19 protein-coding genes are annotated in these 18858 nt (G+C 57.4%); 8 read left to right on the top strand and 11 right to left on the bottom strand.

Annotated elements, in window-relative coordinates:
* Positions 1 to 6: 6 nt before the first annotated feature.
* Both WC370_04515 and WC370_04510 read right to left on the bottom strand, forming a co-directional pair.
* On the bottom strand, positions 7 to 1179 hold the full coding sequence (locus WC370_04515) for a mandelate racemase/muconate lactonizing enzyme family protein (GenBank protein MFA5308735.1): 1173 nt from the start codon (positions 1177 to 1179) through the stop codon (positions 7 to 9).
* Complete coding sequence (locus tag WC370_04510) at positions 1176 to 1322, bottom strand: hypothetical protein (GenBank protein ID MFA5308734.1); 147 nt, start codon at positions 1320 to 1322, stop codon at positions 1176 to 1178. Before WC370_04510 ends, WC370_04515 begins: the two co-directional genes overlap by 4 nt.
* A gap of 73 nt (positions 1323 to 1395) precedes the next feature.
* On the opposite strand from WC370_04510, the gene WC370_04505 reads away from it, so the two are divergent.
* From WC370_04505 to WC370_04495, 3 genes are read left to right on the top strand one after another with little or no spacing between them, the layout of a single operon-like run.
* Entirely contained in the window at positions 1396 to 1626 is a 231-nt protein-coding gene (locus WC370_04505) for a hypothetical protein (GenBank protein ID MFA5308733.1), read from the top strand.
* 21 nt (positions 1627 to 1647) lie between these two features.
* The gene (locus WC370_04500) at positions 1648 to 1827 is read left to right on the top strand and encodes a hypothetical protein (protein ID MFA5308732.1); all 180 of its coding nucleotides are present in this window, start codon (positions 1648 to 1650) and stop codon (positions 1825 to 1827) included.
* Positions 1805 to 2533, top strand: a complete 729-nt coding sequence (locus WC370_04495) for a 4Fe-4S binding protein (protein MFA5308731.1) — start codon at positions 1805 to 1807, stop codon at positions 2531 to 2533. Before WC370_04500 ends, WC370_04495 begins: the two co-directional genes overlap by 23 nt.
* A 196-nt stretch (positions 2534 to 2729) precedes the next feature.
* Here WC370_04495 and WC370_04490 read toward each other — a convergent pair whose 3' ends face one another.
* The 4 genes from WC370_04490 to WC370_04475 form a co-directional block, all read right to left on the bottom strand.
* Positions 2730 to 3293 (bottom strand): flavodoxin family protein, encoded by a 564-nt coding sequence (locus WC370_04490; GenBank protein ID MFA5308730.1) that lies wholly within the window; start codon positions 3291 to 3293, stop codon positions 2730 to 2732.
* 12 nt (positions 3294 to 3305) lie between these two features.
* Positions 3306 to 3494, bottom strand: a complete 189-nt coding sequence (locus WC370_04485) for a 2-hydroxymuconate tautomerase (GenBank protein ID MFA5308729.1) — start codon at positions 3492 to 3494, stop codon at positions 3306 to 3308.
* A gap of 27 nt (positions 3495 to 3521) precedes the next feature.
* Entirely contained in the window at positions 3522 to 3929 is a 408-nt protein-coding gene (locus WC370_04480) for a hypothetical protein (GenBank protein ID MFA5308728.1), read from the bottom strand.
* Positions 3930 to 4040: 111 nt separating this feature from the next.
* On the bottom strand, positions 4041 to 7163 hold the full coding sequence (locus WC370_04475; protein MFA5308727.1) for a hypothetical protein: 3123 nt from the start codon (positions 7161 to 7163) through the stop codon (positions 4041 to 4043).
* Positions 7164 to 7283: 120 nt separating this feature from the next.
* On the opposite strand from WC370_04475, the gene glp reads away from it, so the two are divergent.
* A complete protein-coding gene (gene glp, locus WC370_04470) occupies positions 7284 to 8549 on the top strand; it encodes a gephyrin-like molybdotransferase Glp (protein MFA5308726.1) in 1266 nt (421 codons plus the stop codon).
* A gap of 147 nt (positions 8550 to 8696) precedes the next feature.
* Here glp and WC370_04465 read toward each other — a convergent pair whose 3' ends face one another.
* Both WC370_04465 and hisS read right to left on the bottom strand, forming a co-directional pair.
* Positions 8697 to 11189, bottom strand: coding sequence for a YCF48-related protein (locus tag WC370_04465; protein ID MFA5308725.1), 2493 nt, complete (start codon positions 11187 to 11189; stop codon positions 8697 to 8699).
* Between the two features lie 1031 nt (positions 11190 to 12220).
* Positions 12221 to 13495: a histidine--tRNA ligase gene (hisS, locus tag WC370_04460; protein ID MFA5308724.1), complete on the bottom strand. Its 1275-nt coding sequence runs from the start codon at positions 13493 to 13495 to the stop codon at positions 12221 to 12223.
* Between the two features lie 200 nt (positions 13496 to 13695).
* Here hisS and WC370_04455 point away from each other — a divergent pair, with 200 nt between their 5' ends.
* The 3 genes from WC370_04455 (at position 13696) to rpsT (ending at position 16749) form a co-directional block, all read left to right on the top strand.
* Positions 13696 to 14100, top strand: coding sequence for a hypothetical protein (locus WC370_04455; protein ID MFA5308723.1), 405 nt, complete (start codon positions 13696 to 13698; stop codon positions 14098 to 14100).
* 122 nt (positions 14101 to 14222) lie between these two features.
* Positions 14223 to 16436, top strand: a complete 2214-nt coding sequence (locus WC370_04450; GenBank protein MFA5308722.1) for a bifunctional (p)ppGpp synthetase/guanosine-3',5'-bis(diphosphate) 3'-pyrophosphohydrolase — start codon at positions 14223 to 14225, stop codon at positions 16434 to 16436.
* Between the two features lie 13 nt (positions 16437 to 16449).
* The gene (gene rpsT / locus WC370_04445; protein MFA5308721.1) at positions 16450 to 16749 is read left to right on the top strand and encodes a 30S ribosomal protein S20; all 300 of its coding nucleotides are present in this window, start codon (positions 16450 to 16452) and stop codon (positions 16747 to 16749) included.
* A 247-nt stretch (positions 16750 to 16996) separates the two neighbouring features.
* On the opposite strand, the gene WC370_04440 is transcribed toward rpsT, so the two are convergent.
* Both WC370_04440 and WC370_04435 read right to left on the bottom strand, forming a co-directional pair.
* The gene (locus tag WC370_04440; protein ID MFA5308720.1) at positions 16997 to 17140 is read right to left on the bottom strand and encodes a hypothetical protein; all 144 of its coding nucleotides are present in this window, start codon (positions 17138 to 17140) and stop codon (positions 16997 to 16999) included.
* 26 nt (positions 17141 to 17166) lie between these two features.
* Positions 17167 to 17286 (bottom strand): desulfoferrodoxin, encoded by a 120-nt coding sequence (locus WC370_04435; GenBank protein ID MFA5308719.1) that lies wholly within the window; start codon positions 17284 to 17286, stop codon positions 17167 to 17169.
* A gap of 425 nt (positions 17287 to 17711) precedes the next feature.
* Here WC370_04435 and WC370_04430 point away from each other — a divergent pair, with 425 nt between their 5' ends.
* The gene (locus tag WC370_04430) at positions 17712 to 17912 is read left to right on the top strand and encodes a DUF2283 domain-containing protein (GenBank protein ID MFA5308718.1); all 201 of its coding nucleotides are present in this window, start codon (positions 17712 to 17714) and stop codon (positions 17910 to 17912) included.
* A 155-nt stretch (positions 17913 to 18067) separates the two neighbouring features.
* On the opposite strand, the gene WC370_04425 is transcribed toward WC370_04430, so the two are convergent.
* Positions 18068 to 18850 (bottom strand): dihydroorotate dehydrogenase electron transfer subunit, encoded by a 783-nt coding sequence (locus WC370_04425; protein ID MFA5308717.1) that lies wholly within the window; start codon positions 18848 to 18850, stop codon positions 18068 to 18070.
* Between the last annotated feature and the right edge of the window lie 8 nt (positions 18851 to 18858).

The following is an 18858-nucleotide window of genomic DNA, read 5'->3' as shown; positions in this document are numbered from 1 at the left end:
GTGCCGTTATTTGCCTAAAACCACCGGGCTTTTTCCGGGCGTGGCGAACTTTTTAACCGACGCCTCGTTCAGTTCCACGCCCAGGCCCGGGCCGTCCGGCGCGTACAGAAAGCCGTTTTCATACCGCGGGGGCTTTATCGCGAGGTCGTTCGGCAGCGGCGCGCTCACCGTGTCGTACACGTTGAAGAGGTTCAGCGGGCCGATTGCTTCCTGCTCTATCTTGCCCATCCAGGCCGTGGCCGCCAGGAAATGCGCTTCCGCCGCCGAGCCCAGCCCGGAGTTTATCATGCAGCCGCACATTACCGGCAGGTTGGCCGCCTGGGCTATCGCCACCCACTTTCTGGATTTCAGAATGCCGCCGGCCTTGGGCACTTTCAGGAATAGCCCGTCCGCGGCGTCCTTTTCTATTATTTTAATCAGGTCGTTCAGCTCGGCGGCGGACTCGTCCGGGAAGATAGGCACATCCACCTTGCGGCGCAGCCGCGCCAGGCCGTCTACGTCCCACCACGGCACCGGCTGCTCGGCCACGAAAATATCGTACTTGGCTATCCGCTTCAAGACGTACAGCGCCTGGTGGTACAGCCAGCCGCCGTTGGCGTCGATCATCACCTTTATTTTATTCCCCACCGCCTCCCTTAATGCGCCCACCATCTCGATGTCCTCGTCCGGCGTGCGGGCGCCTACCTTGAGCTTCAGTCCCTTGAAACCGGCTTTCACCAGCGCCTTGCCTTCTGCCCCCACCGCCTCCGCCGAGCCGGAGGACATCACGAAAGCCAGCGCTATCTTTTCGTTGGAGAGCCCGCCCAGCAGCTTGTAGACGGGTACGCCCAGCGCCTTGCCCATCAGGTCGTGCAAAGCGTAATCGACGACCGCTTTCGACTGGTTATTGGCGCGGGCGGCTTTGTCCATCTTCGCCACGATAGTCTCGATATTGAACGGGTCCTCCCCCAGCAGTATCTGCGGCCCGTAGATGTGCGTAATATTGTACAGGATGGAGTCCTGGCTTTCCCCCATGTACCACAGCGAGGTGTCCCCGGTCTCCGCTATCCCGGTGACGCCCTCATCCGTGTGTATTTTCAGTACCACGGCGTCCGCCTGCTTGGCCGGCCCGCCGGACATGACGATAGGCTTGGCGAAGGGGATGGAAACGGGAATGCATTCTATTCTGGTGATTTTCATAAAATATCCTCCGGTTGAACGTAATAATAATTAATATCGATTTTATTTAACACTTTACGCTGCCGTAAGTCAAACGGGGAATGTGCTATAATGGCGGGCTGTCCGCCGCCTTTACGAATAATACCGGCTTTACGCCAATCCATCGGCGCTCCCGGTTGGCTTTCCGTGAGACTAAAGTCATTTTGACGCACGGCATCCGCGGGCTATACTTTTAACATGAGCGGTAAATGTCCCGGCCAGGATATGCGCAACCTGCGGGCGGCGCTGTATAAATGCCCCGGCTGCGGCGCGGAGGTGGAGATGTTCTCCGACGAGCTGCGCATTAAGTGTAAAAAGTGCGGCGCGTACGTCTATAAAGAGCAGACGCCTTCCTGCATCGAGTGGTGCTCATCGGCGCGCCAGTGCCTCGGCGAGGAAAGGTGGCAGGCGCTGCGCGGCGGGCGCTAGACACCCTTACAAAGGAGAATTATGACTACAAAATCGGGTCAAACCCGGCCCAAAACGGATAAAAAAGTAATAGACAGCAGTGCCAGGTGCATTACCTGTAATAAGACCTGCAGCATGTCCGGCATGTGCATGAAACCCTGGCCGGAGTTCACGGCTAAACGCCGGGAGGAAGCTGCCGATGACCGCCCGGACGCTGCGTAAAATAGTAAAAATTGACGAGGATAAATGCAACGGCTGCGGCGCCTGCATTATCTCCTGCGCTGAGGGCGCCCTGAAAATAGTGGACGGCAAGGCGAAGCTGGTCAGCGAAAAATACTGCGACGGCCTGGGCAACTGCCTTAGCTGCCCGCAGGGCGCTATCACTATCGAGGAGAGACCGGCCGAAGAGTTTGACGGAACCGCGGTGGAAGAGCATTTGCAGACTGAACAAACGACGGCAAAACCGCCCCGCAACTGTCCCTCGGCTAATGTCAGTCAATTTACAGCACCGACTTCACTTAAGTCCGCGCCTGAGACTGCTGCCCGTGCCCCATCACGACTCCGCCACTGGCCGGTGCAGCTTACTCTCGTTAGCCCCACCGCCCCCTTCCTGAAAGATGCGGACGTGCTGCTGGCGGCGGACTGCGTGCCTTTTACCTATGCCGGTTTCCACCAGGACTTCCTGGGAGAAAACACCGCGCTCCTGGTGGCCTGCCCCAAGCTGGATAACTTCCCGGCGCACCAGGCCAAACTAACGGAAATACTCGAGCAGTCCGGCCTGAAAAGCCTGACCGTGGTTCATATGGAAGTACCCTGCTGCTCCGGGCTGGTACACCTGGCCAAGCAGGCCATTCTCGCCAGCGGCAACGTGTTGTCGTTCCGGGAAATTACCATCAGCATCCGCGGGGAGCGGAAGGCAGATAGCTGATATTACGCTGTCCAGAAACCATCCCGACACAAACCGGTATCCAGGTATCGAGGGTTTGTGCAATTTACGTCTAGATAGTTCAATACTGTCTGACTGGATTCCGTTTTGCAACGGAATGGTTAGTATTTTGCAGAGGCAAAGAATGGTGCTTGTATCCCAAATTATAAGGGACACGGGAAATAGCCTTTTTCCACGGCTAAACTGAGACTAGTTTCTTGCCCAGTTCGTAAGCGGCGGCCAGATGGTCAGGATGGTCCTTGATCTCCGCCTTTTTATCCACGCCCCGGATTAAAAGCTCTTCTTTATAGTCGGCGTTGATTGCCTGGAAAAAGTATTTAATCGTCAGTCTCGGCCCGTCGAAAAGCTTTTCCCCCCGCGTCGCCCCCACCCCGATGAACGCGCCTCTTTTCGTGGGTATAGCCAGGTTTTTCAGCACGTATTTCCGCGCCCACAGCGCCTGGCAGCGGCTGATAAGCGTTAAAAGCTGCGGGCTCACCGTGTAAAAAAATATGGGTGACGCCACGATGACGGCTTCCGCGTCCAGCAGCTTGCCGTATAAAGCGGTCATATCGTCGCGGAGCGGGCAGGTGCCGTCCTCCAGGCAGTGGTAGATTTCCTTACATGGCGTTATTTTCAGCCTGTCGGCGGCTATTTTTTCCGTCTCCGCCCCGCCGCTCGCCGCCCCCTTGAGGGCTTCATCCAGCAGCAGGTCGGTATTGCCGCCCATCCGCGGGCTGCCCATGATTCCCAGTACTTTCAAGATGTCCTCCGCTTAATGGGTATCGCACCACAGTTTGCCGTCCATGGCGAAGTTCTGCGGCTTCATTTCCACGATTTCTATATTGACCGCGGAAGACGGGCAGCCTATATTCTTCACAATGGCTTTGGTGACGTCTTCGGCCATGCCGCGTTTCTGCTCGGCCGTTCTGCCTTCGATGACTTTAATCGTTACCAGCGGCATTTCAGGTTCTCCTTATTGTGTATTGAGTTATTGCGGGTTGGCCGGAGGGGCTGGAGGGGCGGCCGGAGGATTTGCCGGAGGCGCGGCCGGCGGATTGGAAGAGCCCGTTGCGCCGGAGGCTATTTTCTCCGCGTAAACCCCGGCGATGGGCAGCTTGTACATCTTTCCCTGATACGCCTGGTACATCAGGAATACCCAGAGAATAAGAGCGAGTACTCCGATTATCCAACTGACAACCGGTACCCAGATAAAAATCAGGTCGACTACGGTTACGGCACCGAAGACGATAATCGACTGCACGGCATGGAATTTGACGAATTTCCTGTTAGGTTCCAGGATGAGGAACACTATCCCCGTTACCCATCCCAGCACATAGCATAAAAGCCCGGCCACATTTTCTTGAAGGCCCGTTCCCTGGGAATTCTGCTGCGACATAGCTATCTCCTCCGATGCCCCTTTTTTATTCAGAATATACCAGCGCCCGGACGCTGTCAAGAAAACATATAGCTGGGGGGAGACGGTGGGGCGGGGAGGAAGCTTGAGGGGTTACGTGATGCGCCGGATTTTCAGGACAAACGCCAGCAGGATGGCCAGCGTCAAAATGATTATCCCCAATAGCCCCCCCACGAAGTAAATCAGCCACATGGGCAGGTCGGCCAGCTGGAGGGTGGCGGCGGCGGGCGCCGGCGGCGGCGCGGTAGTTGGCGGGGGCGGGTTTTCCGGGACGGACAGGGCGAGTATGGCGTCATGGATGGCTGCTGGCGTGGGCTCCGGCTGGGGAGAGGCGGTCGGGGTAGGTATAGCGTTGGCATCCGGTACCGCGATAGTGGTGAATACCCCCACCGCGCTCCAGGCGCTGGCGGTGCCGGAGGCGGTCGCCCTCACTTTCCAGTAATAGGTTGTTTCCCCGTCGAGGCTGACATCGGACTGCCAGGCGTTGGCGGGCAGGGCATAATCGCCTATTTTCACGATGGCCGGGTGGCTGAAATCGGCGTCGGTGGCTACCAGCAGGTCGTAGGCTTCCGCGCCCACCACCGCCGTCCACTGGAAAACCGGCTTCAGGGGTACTTCTTTAGCCCCGACGGCCGGGGTCTCCGGATTAAGCGTGACGATTTCCGTATCCAGGCTGGTGGTGAATGATTGCTTTGCCGACCAGGGGCTGTGCACCGGGGAGCTAACGCGGACGCGCCAGTAATAGGTGGTGGCGGGCTCCAGGGCGGGTAAACGCGCGGTACCGGAGGATGTGGTGCCGCTAAAACCGGCGGGGAGCGCTGAAAAATCGCTATCGTCGCTGCACTGCCATTCGTAACCGGCGGCGCCGCCCATCGTCTGCCACTCCAGAGTCACGTTTTTCACGGCGTGGCCGGTCAGGCTGCCGGTGCTGGCGGCGGCGTTCGGCGGAGAGAACGGAATTACCGGCGAGAACAGCCTTTCGTCATACATCAACAGCTGGCAGTTGGCGGTGTCTATCGTCCACAAAAGGCGGTCGCTTTGCCACAGTCCGTAAAGCGCAGCGCCAGCGTCGAGCCCGTCGTTCATTGTCTCGAAGGCGGGGGAGGAAGATGAACGGGGACTGAGACAGCGTTCCACACCGCCGTTGATGTCGTCGTTGGCGGCGTAGAGTATGCCGTCGCCGGAGATTGATAGACGGCTGATGATGGCTCCGGCCGGCAGTACCGTGTCGATGCTCGTCCAGGCGGTGCTCTGCCCCACGGTAAAGCGGTAAATGCCCGAGCCGATGGCGTCACTGGCCGCGTAGACGGTGTGGTTGGCCGCAAAATCCGGGTCGAAAGCCACGGTTACCTTGCCGTCCAGCGGTGGCGCGGCGGCATAGAGGGGCAGCGGCTGAAATGAAGCCCCGCCGTCGGTGGAAAGGTACACCCCGCCGTTGGCATCGCCGACCAGCACCGTGCCGTCGGAGGCAAACTCCGGCGAAAGCGCCATCGAGTACGGATAGACCGCGCCTATCGGTGTTATCCGGGAGTAGAAAAACCCCCCGTTGTCCGTGCGGTAAATCACTCCGTGGACGCCATCATAGCTGCCCAGGAAAAACGTATTTTCATTTACTATCGCCCAGGCGTTTACCGGGAAAGTGGCGCCGGTGGCCGGGTCGTGCGTAAGCTGGTAACGGAAACTCTGTCCGTCGTCGTCGGATATCCAGATAGCTGTACCGCGGCTTGTCTCTCCCTGGAGCAACACGGTATGTCCGTCCACCCCGTATTGAGGGGGGAGGCTGACCAGGCTGAGCAGCTCAACGCCGGGATATGTGCCGGATAATATTCTTTCCCAGCTATTGCCGCCGTTACGGCTGCGCCAGAGGTCGCTCGTCACGTTGAAACTGATCATGAAGAGCGTGCTGTCACGGCCGTAATCCGGGGACGGCGCCAGGTCCACGATGGTGGAAATGATGGTATCTATAAAGCTCACCTGGTTCCAGGTGACGCCCAGGTCATCGCTGACGGATAATGCGCTGCCGGCGCCGCTGGTGGCGGCGTATATCCGGCCAGTGCTGCCGTAGTCCGGCGCGAAGAGCACTTCCGTAGCGCCGCCGCCGGTCGGTTCTTTAGCATTTATGGTCCATTTCAAGCCGCCGTCCGTGCTGGTGTACGTTTGGGAGCTGTCCGCGGCGCCGGCCGTTAAAAACGTGGCATCGGCGGACTTATACACCGCCAGGCCGGTGATATCCAGGTCACTTATACCATAAGCGCCGCCGGTATTGAGGTCGGTGGCCGGTGAAGCGCCGGGCGTATCGGCGTAGGCGATTTTATAGACGTCTCCCGCTCCGGTGCCGGTAGCAATGCCGATATAGACGGTGCGGCCGGCCGCAGTTGCCAGGGCATTAAAGTCGCCGGGAAAAGCTATTATCGCCCGCGTGGCCGCCACGGAGGTGGGGATGCCGGAGTTATCTTTGTCCAGCCTGGCGCGGCCGATATAGGTATTCCAGCCGGAGTTGCCTATTTTGTTCATCACGTAGGTGTCTGTCTCATCGGTCGCCACCACCGTCATATGCCGGTCGAGAGCATAGTTGGGGGAGAAAGCCGCGGCAAAAACATCGTAAGCGCCGATACCGCCGTCCACCCAGCCGGTATAAGGGTCGGTTTCGTCCAGGGTGTAAATCCCGCCGAACCCCCCGCCGTCCGCGTCCGCGGTACCCACGGCTACGATGTTGCCGTTCAGCCAGGTAACGCAGAGGCAGGTGATGGCTATATTTCCGCCGCCGGCCCCTCCGGGTGACGCCTGCATCTGGAGAAAAGTCCTGCCGCCGTCGGTGGAGCGGTACACCTGGGAAGACGTGGCGTAATAGACCGTGGCGGAGTCGCGGGGGGAAACCGCGATGCACGTTATCGCGTCCGTGACCTGTCCGGCAGACGACCATTTAAGGCCGCCGTCGGTCGATTTGTAAAGTGAATAGGGGAGTCCCTGACCGTAAGCGTAAAGCGTGCCGTCCGCCGCCGCCGTCAGGTGCTGCAGGTCGGAGCCGCTGGCCAGCACCCAGTTCCCTGCCGCCCCGCCCGCTGGCATATTTACCTTTTCCCACGCCTGTGTTGCCGCGGCGGCGGATATGTGCTGACCGGGGGAGACGGCGCTGTAGCCCAGCAGGAGGAGGATTAGGAGGAGGATAGAAAAAGAGGTCAGGTGGGCAATATGTTTATTCTGCGCATTTGCCACATGGCGAATTCTACTATTGAATCCCGCTAATGTCAATAGATTTCCTGATATTGGTTATTTGAACATGCCCGTCTTTGGAGTATATACTTTAATCTGGGATACATTAACCGGAAGGTAATTATGGCCAGAGATAACCATGAAATTGATGACGGTATAGGTTACGCCGGGTACCGGGAAGCCTTTGACATTATCGGGTCGAATGTAGCGCCGGGCAGGGTGGAACAGCTGCCGCTGACCTTAAGCGTGGGGAGGATAGCCGCCGCGGATATCATCGCGGCTATAAGCTATCCCACCGTTGATATCACGCTTAAAGACGGCTTCGCCGTTGTCTCTAAGGATGTGGACGAAGCTTCGGACCGCTGCCCGGTACGTTTGCGGGTAACCGGCTCGGTGTTCGCCGGGAGTAAACATGACGGCGCGGTAAAAAGCGGCACCGCCGTTAAGGTGTGTTCCGGCGCGCCGATACCGCGCGGCGCGGATGCCGTGGTCTCCGGCGAGTTTTGTGAAGAAGTCCCCCCGGATACGGTGCTGGTCAGGGCCGATGCCGGTAAAGGGCGCAATATACTTTTTGCCGGCGGGGAGGTAAAGGAAGGGAACACCATCGTCCGCCGCGGAGAGCGGCTTTTGCCCGGTTTCCTGGGGCTGGCGGCGGCGGCGGGCATCAATAAAGTCAGCGCTTATACCCGACCCCGCATCGCGGTGGTAGGGGTGGGGGATGAGGTCATCGCCCCCGGCGGAAATATCCAGGCCGGTCAGCTGTACGCCAGCAACCTGGTCACTATGGAAGCCTGGCTGACTTCTTTCGGGATTCCCTGCGCCGCTTCCGTGGTCCGGGACGATGCGGCCGCCATCAAGCAGGAGCTGTCAAAGCTTTTGCACCACTACGATGCTATTTTGACCAGCGGCGGGGCCTGGGGGAGTGAAAAAGACCTGGTCATCGGCTGTCTGGACAAGCTGGGCTGGCAGGAGCTTTTTCACCATGTGCGCATGGGGCCGGGCAAAGGTATCGCCTTCGGCCTCTGGGAGGGCACGCCCGTCTTTTGCCTCCCCGGCGGTCCGGCCAGCAATGAGATGGCCTTTTTACAGCTCGCCCTGCCCGGTATTCTACGCATGGCCGGGGATAACAGCCACCCGCTGCGGACGGTATCCGCCGAGCTTTTAGAGGATGTGCCGGGCCGTCACCCGGCCTGGACGGAATTTAAAGACGCGGTGCTTACCCGTGAAGATCCGGGCCGTTACCGCGTCCGTCTTTATAAAAACCGCAGCCGCTTGCAGGCCATCGCCAGCGCCAACAGCCTTATCTGCGTTCCGGAGGGCACGGACTCTCTGCACCGCGGGGAAATTGTGCCGGTGCAGGTCCTGGCGCCGCGGCTGGATGAAATCTAGGCTTTCTTTTCGTACGACCCCCTCTGATACGGCTTCCTCATAGCGGCACCTGATATATTCCGGTCTGTTCATTTCACCAAAAGAGAGAGCCCCGACTTATTAGGTCGGGGCTCTCGTCTTTATTTACAGGTTGTCCGTAACGCTAGACTAGACAGTCCGTCTGGTCCTGACGATAAGGACGATGACCGCGAGCACCAGCACCGCGCCGATGATGATGATAGCCCAGATGTACGAAGGATTGATCTGCTTCGTAATTTCAGTAGTGGTAGGAGTGGGCAAAATCACGGTAGGCGTGGGCAGGATGATCGTGTCGGGAGGATTCGGTTCAACCGTTACCGCCGGAGGCGGGGTGGTGGGAGCAGCCATGGTGGTGAACGCCTGAACTTCACTCCAGGAGGTGAAGGAGGTCGCGCTGATAGCCCTGACCTTCCAGTAGTAGGGAGTGCCGTAGTCCAGCGCGGTGGCCAGTTCGTAGGAGGTGTCAGTGCCCAGAGCATTGGCTCCGGTGGCATCGACTACGAGGTCGGTCATCGCATAGTCTTTGGCGAGCTGGAACTCGTACCCGGTAGCTCCGGTTACAATCTGCCACAGGAACACGGGTTTTACGGGGGCGTTGATGCCGCCGTTAGCCGTAACCTGAGCGACGATAACCGGGGAGTTCGGGGTAGGAGCGTCAACCAGCTGAGTCTGGAAGCTGTACATCTGTGACCACGGGCCCAGGACAGGAGCGATAACGCGGACCTGGTAGTAGATCATGGAACCGGCAGGTACGCCGGCCAGGACGAAGCCGTTAGTCGGGAACGGAACGAAAACTACGCCCGCGGCTCCGGTGCCCAGGAAGTCTTCCCTGGTGTTCCAGCGCAGTTCGTAGTTCAACGCGCCGGTGACCGGGGTGATGATGACTGAAGGAGCGGGAGCAAGCAGGACATCACCGACTGCCGGGGTTACGATGGCCGGGACTGCCGTGCTCAGGGTATCGGTGTAGGTAAGGATAGTGTTAGTAGCGGTATCGATGCTGTAAAGAATGTTGGAGCCGGCCGCGTAAGACAGGGTTGAAAGGGTGGAGAGAAGGGCAAGCCCGTCGTAAGAGGTAACCTGTTCATAGGTCGGTCCCAGCAATGCGCTACCGGTGGTCGGGGCCAGGATGCGGACAACGCCGCCGGCGGTCTCGTCTACGAGAGGCGTGACAGGATTATCCACAGCCGCGGGTTGCATATCCGTTGCATACAGTACGCCGTCAGGAGTGACCAGGATTTCACCGGCGAAAGTAGCGGGGATAATGGCCAGGTCTACCCAGCCCAGTGCGGGCGCGGAGTTATCCCAGCGCGCCACGGTGGCGGAGCCGACAATGGAATCAGCATAGACAACGCTGTTGGTGGCATAGCTGGCATCAAAGGCGACATTAACGGCGCCGGTAGCCAGGGCAGGGCCGCCTATGCCCAACCAGTTGATGCCGTCGGTGCTCAGGTAGGCAACACCGTTGGACATGCCGGCAAGCACGTCGCCGGAAGCGACGTCATACTTGAGTTGAACTGCGGAGCCGGTGGCGCCCGTCAGTGCCTGGGCTGTCCACCAGAAACCGTTGTTGCTGGTCTTGTAAACCGTGCCTACGGCGCAGCTCGCGGCATACATGGAGTAAGCATCGACGACCACGAGGTCATTGACGCCTACCGCGCTAAGAGCGGTATCAAACCAGTGCTGTGTCCAGGTAGCGCCGGAATCAGAAGACATTAGTAGATTAGGCGCGCCGGCAGTAGCGCCTTTCTCAAAGATGTACATGGTATGGTCGGTCGCGAAGGCCGGGGAAAGGCGTACGCCCGCCGGGTTGGCAGCGGTAGAGCCAACGAGAACTTCGATGCGTACCCAGGTGGCGCCGCCGTCAACGGTCTTCCAGAGGCTGTTGTTAGTGGCTGCTCTCTGGGTAACCATGTACCACTCGGTGGCGCTGGCAGCCTGGAAATCTACAACGGTGGTTATGGTGGTGTCGATGTAACCAACCTGCACGAAGTTAGCGCCGCTGTTCATGGAAACGTTGAAGGCGCTTTCAGCGCCGGTGGTTCCCACGTAAACGGTAGCTCCGTTAACCGCCACATAAGCGTTTAAGGCACCGGTGAGAACACCACCGGGGATCCAGGTGAGGATGGCCGCGGTCGGGGTGGTGGTGTACTTGAAGGTGGCTGTGGCAGTCGCACCGGCATAAAGGGCGCCGGAAGCGGTATTGCCGGAATAGGCCAGGTTGTTGATTGATACTTTGGGAGCAGCGTAGCCCAACGCAACAGGAGTAGTAGTAGTGCTGCCCGGGGTCAGATACACGCGATAAACATCATCGTTGGTAGCCGTGCCGCTGTTGGTGCTAAAGTACAGATACCGTGTCGCCGCATTGGCGGCATTGAAATCGGTAGGCAGAACCAGGGATGACGAAGCAATGTCGGTGCCGGCCAACCCCATATCGGTAGGTGCAACTGCAAGGGTAGCCGGGTAGTAGGAAGGCGCGTCCCAGTCATTCGTGAAGACTTTAACATGCACGAACGTGCCGGCGGCGGTCGAGCTGACCGCGATGATAGCCTGGTCAATCGGGAAGCTGGGGGAATAGGCTACCGAGGTGACGTCCTCGGAGAGCGGAATAGCTACTGTGCCCACGGGAGACCAGGTGTAGGTGGGGGAGCCTATCCAGCTATAAACGCCATAAGCGGGATAGGTAGCGGAAGTGGTATGAGCCAGACCGACGATAATTCCGCCAACGCCCGCGTTAAACGTCGGGTCGAGGGCAATGGATGTGCCAATTACGCCAGCGACGGCGGTAACCGGTGTGCCGAGCGCCCCGAAGAGAGAACCGCTATTGGTGGACTGGAATACACGAACGTTGGTGGCGTTGTTGACCACGGCATAAACATAATGATCGGTAGCATATGCCGGGGAAATCGCCAGGGCGGTGATCGTGTCACCGGCAATCAGGCCGGTGGTAGCGGGGACCCAGGTGCGTCCGCCGTTTACTGACTTGAGGATGATGTCCGGGTTCGCCAGCTGATCGACGATAAAGATATCGCCGTTCGAGGCGACTTTGATGATGCTGACATCAGTGGTGCCAGCGAGGGTTACCTGGTTAGGATTGACAATGGCATTGTCCGGCATAACGCCGGCGGCGCCCCATGCCAGAGTAGCTGCATTCGCTGCAGGGATAGTCCCTCCAACGAACAGCGTGGAGAGCAGAATGACTATTAAGCCCACTCCCCAGAATTTTTTAATTGTTTTTTTCATCGACTTTTAATTTTCTCCTTAGTGATTTGCTTTCAGTTATCCTGAATATGTTATATCCCTGCATACAGGCATGCCAAGCTTTTTTATTGTTTGCAGAGATACCTTAGCTTAAAAGCAGAAATCAGAGCATTCCGGCTCTAAGCCCCTGGCGGGACATCGTCATCGCATCACCTCCCTTCAAAGCACACATGCGCGTACCTCTTTCAAGGTACACATCATATTTACTATAACACAAATTAACATTTTGTCAACCCCCGTACGGGGCAATTAACATAATTATGCGCTATCCGGCGAATAGTTAAATCCGCATCAAAGGACTCAAACAACGTCTCACCTTATATAACGGCATTTACAGCAACAGGTTAGCAGGAAAATGTTAAACAATTATTTTTTGGGTGGGGAAAAGGGGCGGTCTATGAATCCTGCCCGGCTATCAGCCGCCCGGGCAAATCTTTAGCGGTGACGCTCTCCTGCCGCGCGTCCGCCATGTGCCGCAGCGTCACCGTCCCCGCCTTTACCTCGTCCTCCCCGATGATGGCCGCGTAAAGCGCCCCCAGGGCGTTGGCCTGACGCAATTGCGCCTTGAGGCTTTTACCGCCCGCCGCCGTCACCGCGCTGACGCCCCGCCGCCGCAGCTCCGCCGTAAGCTTTAACGCCTCATCCCGGGCCGGGTCGCCCAGGCAGGCGATGAATATCTGCAAAGGAGCAGGGGAGGGTACGCTGATGTTTTGCTTTTTCAGGTTAAGGATAATCCGCTCGATGCCGGTGGCAAACCCGATCGCCGGGGTGGGATTGCCCCCCAGCTCCTCGATAAGCCCGTCATACCTTCCGCCGCCGCCTATCGTGCTCTGGCCGCCCTCGTCCTGCGGCTGCACCTCGAAGACGGTGCGGGTGTAGTAGTCCAGCCCCCGCACCAGCCGGTGGTTGATATTAAAAGGGATGTCCAGCAGCCCCAGGTATTTTTGCAGTTTGCCAAAATGGTCGGCGCAGGCGGGGCAAAGCTTATCGTTGCTGCGCGGGGCGTTTTCCGCGATGCCCTGGCAGGACTCCTGTTTGCAGTCGAGCAGACGCAGCGGGTTTTTATCCAGCCGGTTCTTGCAGTCGTTGCACAGCCTGTCATTGTACTGCCGGTAGTAGTCTTTAAGCGATTCGAGGTACTGCGGGCGGCATTCCTTGCAGCCGATGCTGTTAAGCTGGAGGGAGATGTTCTCCAGCCCCAGCCTTTTATAAAACCGCCACGCCATGTCGATAACTTCGGCGTCGATGGCCGGGTCATCCTCGCCTATCGCCTCGCACCCGAACTGGTGGTGCTCGCGCAGCCGCCCGGCCTGCGGCCTGTCATAGCGGAAGATGGGGCAGATGTAGTAAAGCTTTACCGGACGGGGCAGGTTGGCCAGGCCGTGCTGGACATAGGCCCGGCATACCGGCGCCGTCCCTTCCGGACGGAGGGTCATGCTTTTCCCGCCTTTATCGTCGAAGGTGTACATCTCCTTATCCACGATGTCCGTTCCTTCGCCCACGCTTCTCGTAAAAAGCGCGGTATCTTCAAAGGTGGGGGTATCGATGCGCTGGTACCCGTAAAGCCGGGTAATATCCTGGATGGCTTTTTCCACGTAGCGCCAGTAAGCCTGCTCTTCCGGCAGGATATCGGCGGTGCCCCGCGCTGACTGGTATGATTTATCCGTCATTTTTAGTAGCTCTCTTTTTCCCATCTGTCATTCCCGGTTCAAGCCTGAGAATGATGTTATTTATTATAACTTTTCTTGGCGCCGGAGTACAGTATCGGCCAAAGACAGGGAATACACCGCCGGGACCTTTCTCTATAAACGGTTAAGTAGTAAGATATTCAGGACTGACGGAGTCGGCACTAAAAGGAGGGCACCGGGCTATGGCTGAAAGTAAATATGATAAATATTTTGTGAAAGAGCCCATTGTTACCCGGGGCGGGTTTTTCCCGGTGGTGGTGGCCAACGGCGCTAAAGAATTCGAGGGGGCGGAGTTTTCTTTAAGGGTGCACTATATCACCGGGCCGGGTGTGTTGGTCAAAGAACCCCACTCCCACGACTTCGAGCAGTTCTATTTCTTCTTCGGGGCGGACTTGGCTAACATCAAAGAGTTCCGGGCGGAGGTGGAGTTTTCCCTGGGGGAGGAGGTGGAAAAGCACCTTATTACCGTCCCCACCACCGTCCATGTCCCCGCCGGGATGGTACACGGCCCCATGGACTTTAAAAAGGTGTTAAAGCCCATCATCTTTATAGACGCCCTGCTTTCCGCCCAGTATGCCACCAGATAGCTTCCCCGCCCGCCTCTCCCCTTTTACACTCCGTACCTTTTGGGATATACTGGAAAGATATCCCTTTCAATATATAAATAGAGGTAAGTTAATCTCGGAAAAAGGGTACGGAGCGGCGGTTGATGGAATTTGCCAGGCTTCTGGAAAAAGCTAAAGAATATCTTCCGGCGGAAAAATTGCCCCTGCTGGAAGAAGCCTATAAATTTGCCTCGGAGAAGCACCAGGGGCAGGTGCGGCTTTCCGGCGGGCCCTTCATGGAGCACCCCCTCCAGACCGCTTATATTCTGGCGGAGCTTCAATTAGATGCCAGCGCCCTGGCGGCGGCGCTGCTGCATGATATTCCGGAGGACACCGGCCTGCCTATGGCGGATATAGAGGCCAAGTTCGGCCCGGAAGTGGCCCGGCTGGTTGACGGCGTTACCAAGCTGGGTAAAGTATCGCTTTCCACCACCGGGACGGCGGCCAGCGCCACCCAGGCGGAAAACCTGCGCAAAATGCTGGTGGCTATGGCCGAGGACCTGCGGGTGGTCTTTATCAAGCTGGCGGACCGCCTCCACAACATGCGTACCATGGATGCCCTGCCCAAGGACCGGCAGCTTAAAAACGCCCAGGAGACGCTGGACATTTTCGCCCCCCTGGCGCACCGCCTGGGAATTTGGGAGCTTAAGTGGCAGCTGGAAGACCTTTCCTTCCGCTATCTCCAGCCGCAGGACTACCAGCGCATCGCCCGGCTGGTTGATTTACGCCGGACGGAGCGGGAAAAGTTCATCGCCCGGGCTATCGAGCTTTTAAAGGAAGAGTTTGCCAGGCACGGTCTGGCGGCGGATATATCCGGTCGACCCAAGCATATTTACAGCATCTACCAGAAAATAGAAAAGTATGAGGCCCTGGGCAAGCATTTCGACGATATATATGACCTGCTCGCGGTGCGGGTTATCGTGGAGAGCAATCCGGAGTGTTACAGCGCTATGGGTATTATCCACAATCTCTGGCATCCCCTCCCCGATACTTTTGACGATTATATTTCCAATCCCAAGCCCAACGGCTACCAGGCCCTGCATACCGCGGTGATGTGTCTCGGCACTACCCCGCTGGAAATCCAGATACGCACCCGGGAGATGCACCACGTGGCGGAATACGGCGTGGCCTCTCACTGGCGCTATAAAAAAGGCGACACGAAGGATGTGAAGTTCGAGGACCGGGTAGCCTGGCTGCGCCAGCTTATCGAATGGCACCGGGAGCTGAGCGGCGCCGAGGAGTTCCTGGAATCCGTCAAGACGGATATTTTCATCGACCAGGTTTTTGTCTATACCCCCAAGGGGGAAATCAAGGACCTGCCGCGCGGCGCCACCCCGCTGGACTTTGCCTTCCGCCTGCACACGGACCTGGGCAACCGCTGCGTGGGCGCTAAAATAAACGGCAAGCTGGTGCCCCTGAGCTATCAGCTAAAAAACGGCGATGTGGTGGAAATCGTCTCCGCCAAGGCCGCCCGCGGCCCGAGCCTTGACTGGCTTAATCCCAACCTGGGGTTTGTCCATACTTCTCACGCCCGCACCAAGATAAGGCAGTGGTTCAATAAAAGGGAAAAGACGGAAAGCATCGAGCGCGGCCGGCAGATACTGGATAAAGAGCTCCGCCGCCTCGGCATCCAGACGGAGCGCCAGGCCCTGGCCGCTCTCTTTAATTACTCCAACCTGGATGATTTTATGGCGGCGGTGGGCAACGGCAATATCTCCTCCCACCAGATTGTCCTGAAACTGGCCGCGCAGGAGGAAAAAGCCAAGCAGGTGGCGGAACCTGTCGCCATCCCCAAAACCGCCCCCTCGGCCGTGCAGGTGCTGGGCGTGGGCGACCTTATGACCAGCCTGGCCCAGTGCTGCCACCCCGTCCCCGGCGATAAGATTATCGGCTACATCACCCGGAACAGCGGGGTCACCGTCCACCGCGAGGACTGCCCCAATGTTGTTAATGAAGATGAAAAAGAGCGGCTGATTCCGGTAGAATGGGGTCAGACGGATTTGCTTTACCCGGTGAAAATCCAGGTGGACGCCTGGGACCGGGTGGGCCTGATGCGGGACATCAGCACCGTCCTGGCGGAGGAGAGGGTCAACATCGCCTCGATGAACCTGGCCAACAGCATCGGGCAGCGGGTGACCATCTTTTTAACCCTGGAGACCAAGGGTCTGGCGCATTTAAGCCAGATTATGAAAAAGATAGACGGCGTTAAGGGTGTGGTGAATATCGGCCGCATCGGTGATGAGCCGTCGAAGCAGAATATCGCCGATTCCCCGGCTTCCGTGAGGAAGCCCGAGGATGTCGGCTCGAGTAAAAATTAAGTGGAGGTAACTCTTGGGAAGTAAATCGGCACAGAAGGCAGCACGGGCTGCCGGCAGAAGACAGGAACGCAGCAAAGCCATCCGCAGCCAGGTGAAAACGGATATCGCCAAAGCGGAAAAACTCATCGCCGAAGGCAATATGGATACGGCCAAACAAGCGGTAGCCAAAGCCGTCAGCGCTCTGGATAAAGCGGCGGAGAAAAAAGTGCTGCCCGGCAACAACTCGTCGCGGCGCAAGTCCAGGCTGCTGAAAAAACTGAATATAGCCGGCACGCAGCCTAAAGTAAAAGCGACCCCGGAAAAAGCTGCCTGATAAACTGAATAGCCTGACGGAGACGTACCGGCGCTTTATTGAGGCGCCCGGTGCGTCCGTCTACTTATAGGAAAGTTCCGTTGAGACCGCTCGTGGTGAGGTTACAATTTGCCCCTGGATTGGTGAATGATAACCATGCCCCTCGACAAGCTCGGGGTGAGCGGTATTAATATTTGTGCTAATGCCGCTCGTGGTGAGATTATAGCTTGGCCCCCGGAGTTTACCACGAGCGGTTTATCTGTTTCGTTTAGTCTGAGGAAGGGATGGGTTTGGCTTCCTGCGGTTTCATCTCTGCACCGCAGCAGGTAAGCTCGCCCGCGCCGGCTTTAGTGCAAAGTGCTTCCGTGCCGCATTTGGCACAGCGGTATCTTTTTCCCAGTTGGCTTGCCATTGTTCGTACCTCCTGCAAAAGGGGTTTTACTGTTTGATTTCCATGGGCTGGCCGCAGCAGGTGATGGTGCCGACGCCCCCCTTGGTGATAATCATCTCGGCGCCGCACTTGGTGCAGCGATATCTCTTGCCTACAGTATTTGCCATGTTTATCACCTCTTTTTCCAGATTGTCCTTACTAATTATAAGCCTGAATCCGGATTATTGTCAAAGCTGGAGAGAAAAAACGTTGAGTCCCTGGCACAAAATGGGTTAATGATTGATATTGTCAACCGGCGGTGTTACAATTTTGATACGTAAAGTCTATGTTTTCTCTGGAGGTTAAGCATAAAACGTCTGGAGTTCACCGCTCACGCGGAAAGAATGCTGGTTGAACGGGATATCCAGAAAAAGTGGGTTGCCGAGGTAGTTGCCAATCCGTTAAAGCAGGAGCGCCGTACCGACGGCACAATCCACTACCTGGGTCAGGTTCCAGCGCGCCAGGGACGCGTAATGCGAGTGATAGCCCGCCGGGAAAAGGAAGCTTTGCGCGTTATTACGACTTTCTTTGACCGGAGAGAAAAGAGGGGAATATGAGAATAAAAATAGACGAGGAAAATGATGCCCTGTATTTTCGTCTGGATGAGAGTCCTGTAATTGAGTCCGAAGAAATCCAGCCGGGCATAATCCTGGATTATGATAGTAAAGGTCAAGCTGTAGGAATAGAGATTTTGGGCGTTAAAAAACGTATCCCGGCCGGTGAACTTAAGAAACTACAATTTGAAACGGTATAAGGTAAAAATAAGGATTTCCTTCATAACCCTGGATTATCCTCGCGGACTTTACCCCCCGGCTCGGCCTCCCGATCTCTATTTGGGAAAGGAGCTCAAATGCCGGAGTTTGCTCAAATCCCCGCCCCCTGACCCCAAGTGACTTATGGCTTTGCGCTTTATGCTTCCCACTCCATCTCCCCCATCTCGAACACCGGCCCGTCCTGGCACACCTGCTTCAATCCTTTTTTCGTCTTAATAGTGCAGCCGTAGCACACGCCCGTCCCGCAGCCCATCATTATTTCTAAAGAAAGCTGCACGTTTTTATTTTTCAGCTCCGGTATCTTCGCCATCGTCCGGTACATCGGCATTGGGCCGCAGGCAAATACCTGGTCGACGCCTTTGAGGTAATGGGGGATGAGTTGGGTGGCCAGCCCCTTGAACCCCTCGGAGCCGTCCTCCGTGGCGTTGAGGCACTGGAAGCTGGCGGGCAGCATCCCTTTGTTGTAGGCGCTTTGCGGGGGATTCAGCGGCACCAGACAGTCCGCCGACCTCGCCCCGGTAATGACCGTTACCTTTTTCCCCTCCCCGGCGGCGGCCTCCGCCAGGAAACGCAGCGGCGCTATGCCCATGCCCCCCGCCACCAGCAGCAGGTTCCGGGAACGTGGGTCTACCGTATAGCCATTGCCCAGCGGCCCGAAGATATCCAGCGTATCTCCTTTTTTAAGCTGTGACAGCCATAAAGTGCCTTTACCCGCCACCTGTACCAGCAGCGCTATTTCTCCGCCCCCCGCCGTGTGGAGGGAAATGGGGCGGGGCAGTATCGTCTCTTTACCGCAGCGCACCATCACGAACTGCCCCGGCCTGGCCTCTTCAGCGATTTCCGGGGCGGCGAGCCGGAACAGGTATATCTGCGGCAGCGTTTCCAGGGCGGATAGAATTTTGGCTTTAAGCTGTATCATGAAAATTT

It is taken from the genome of Dehalococcoidales bacterium (assembly GCA_041652735.1).
Taxonomy (GTDB): domain Bacteria; phylum Chloroflexota; class Dehalococcoidia; order Dehalococcoidales; family RBG-16-60-22; genus RBG-13-51-18.
The sequence above is the reverse complement of the archived record's forward strand: the minus strand, read 5'-3'. Positions and strand labels throughout refer to the sequence as shown.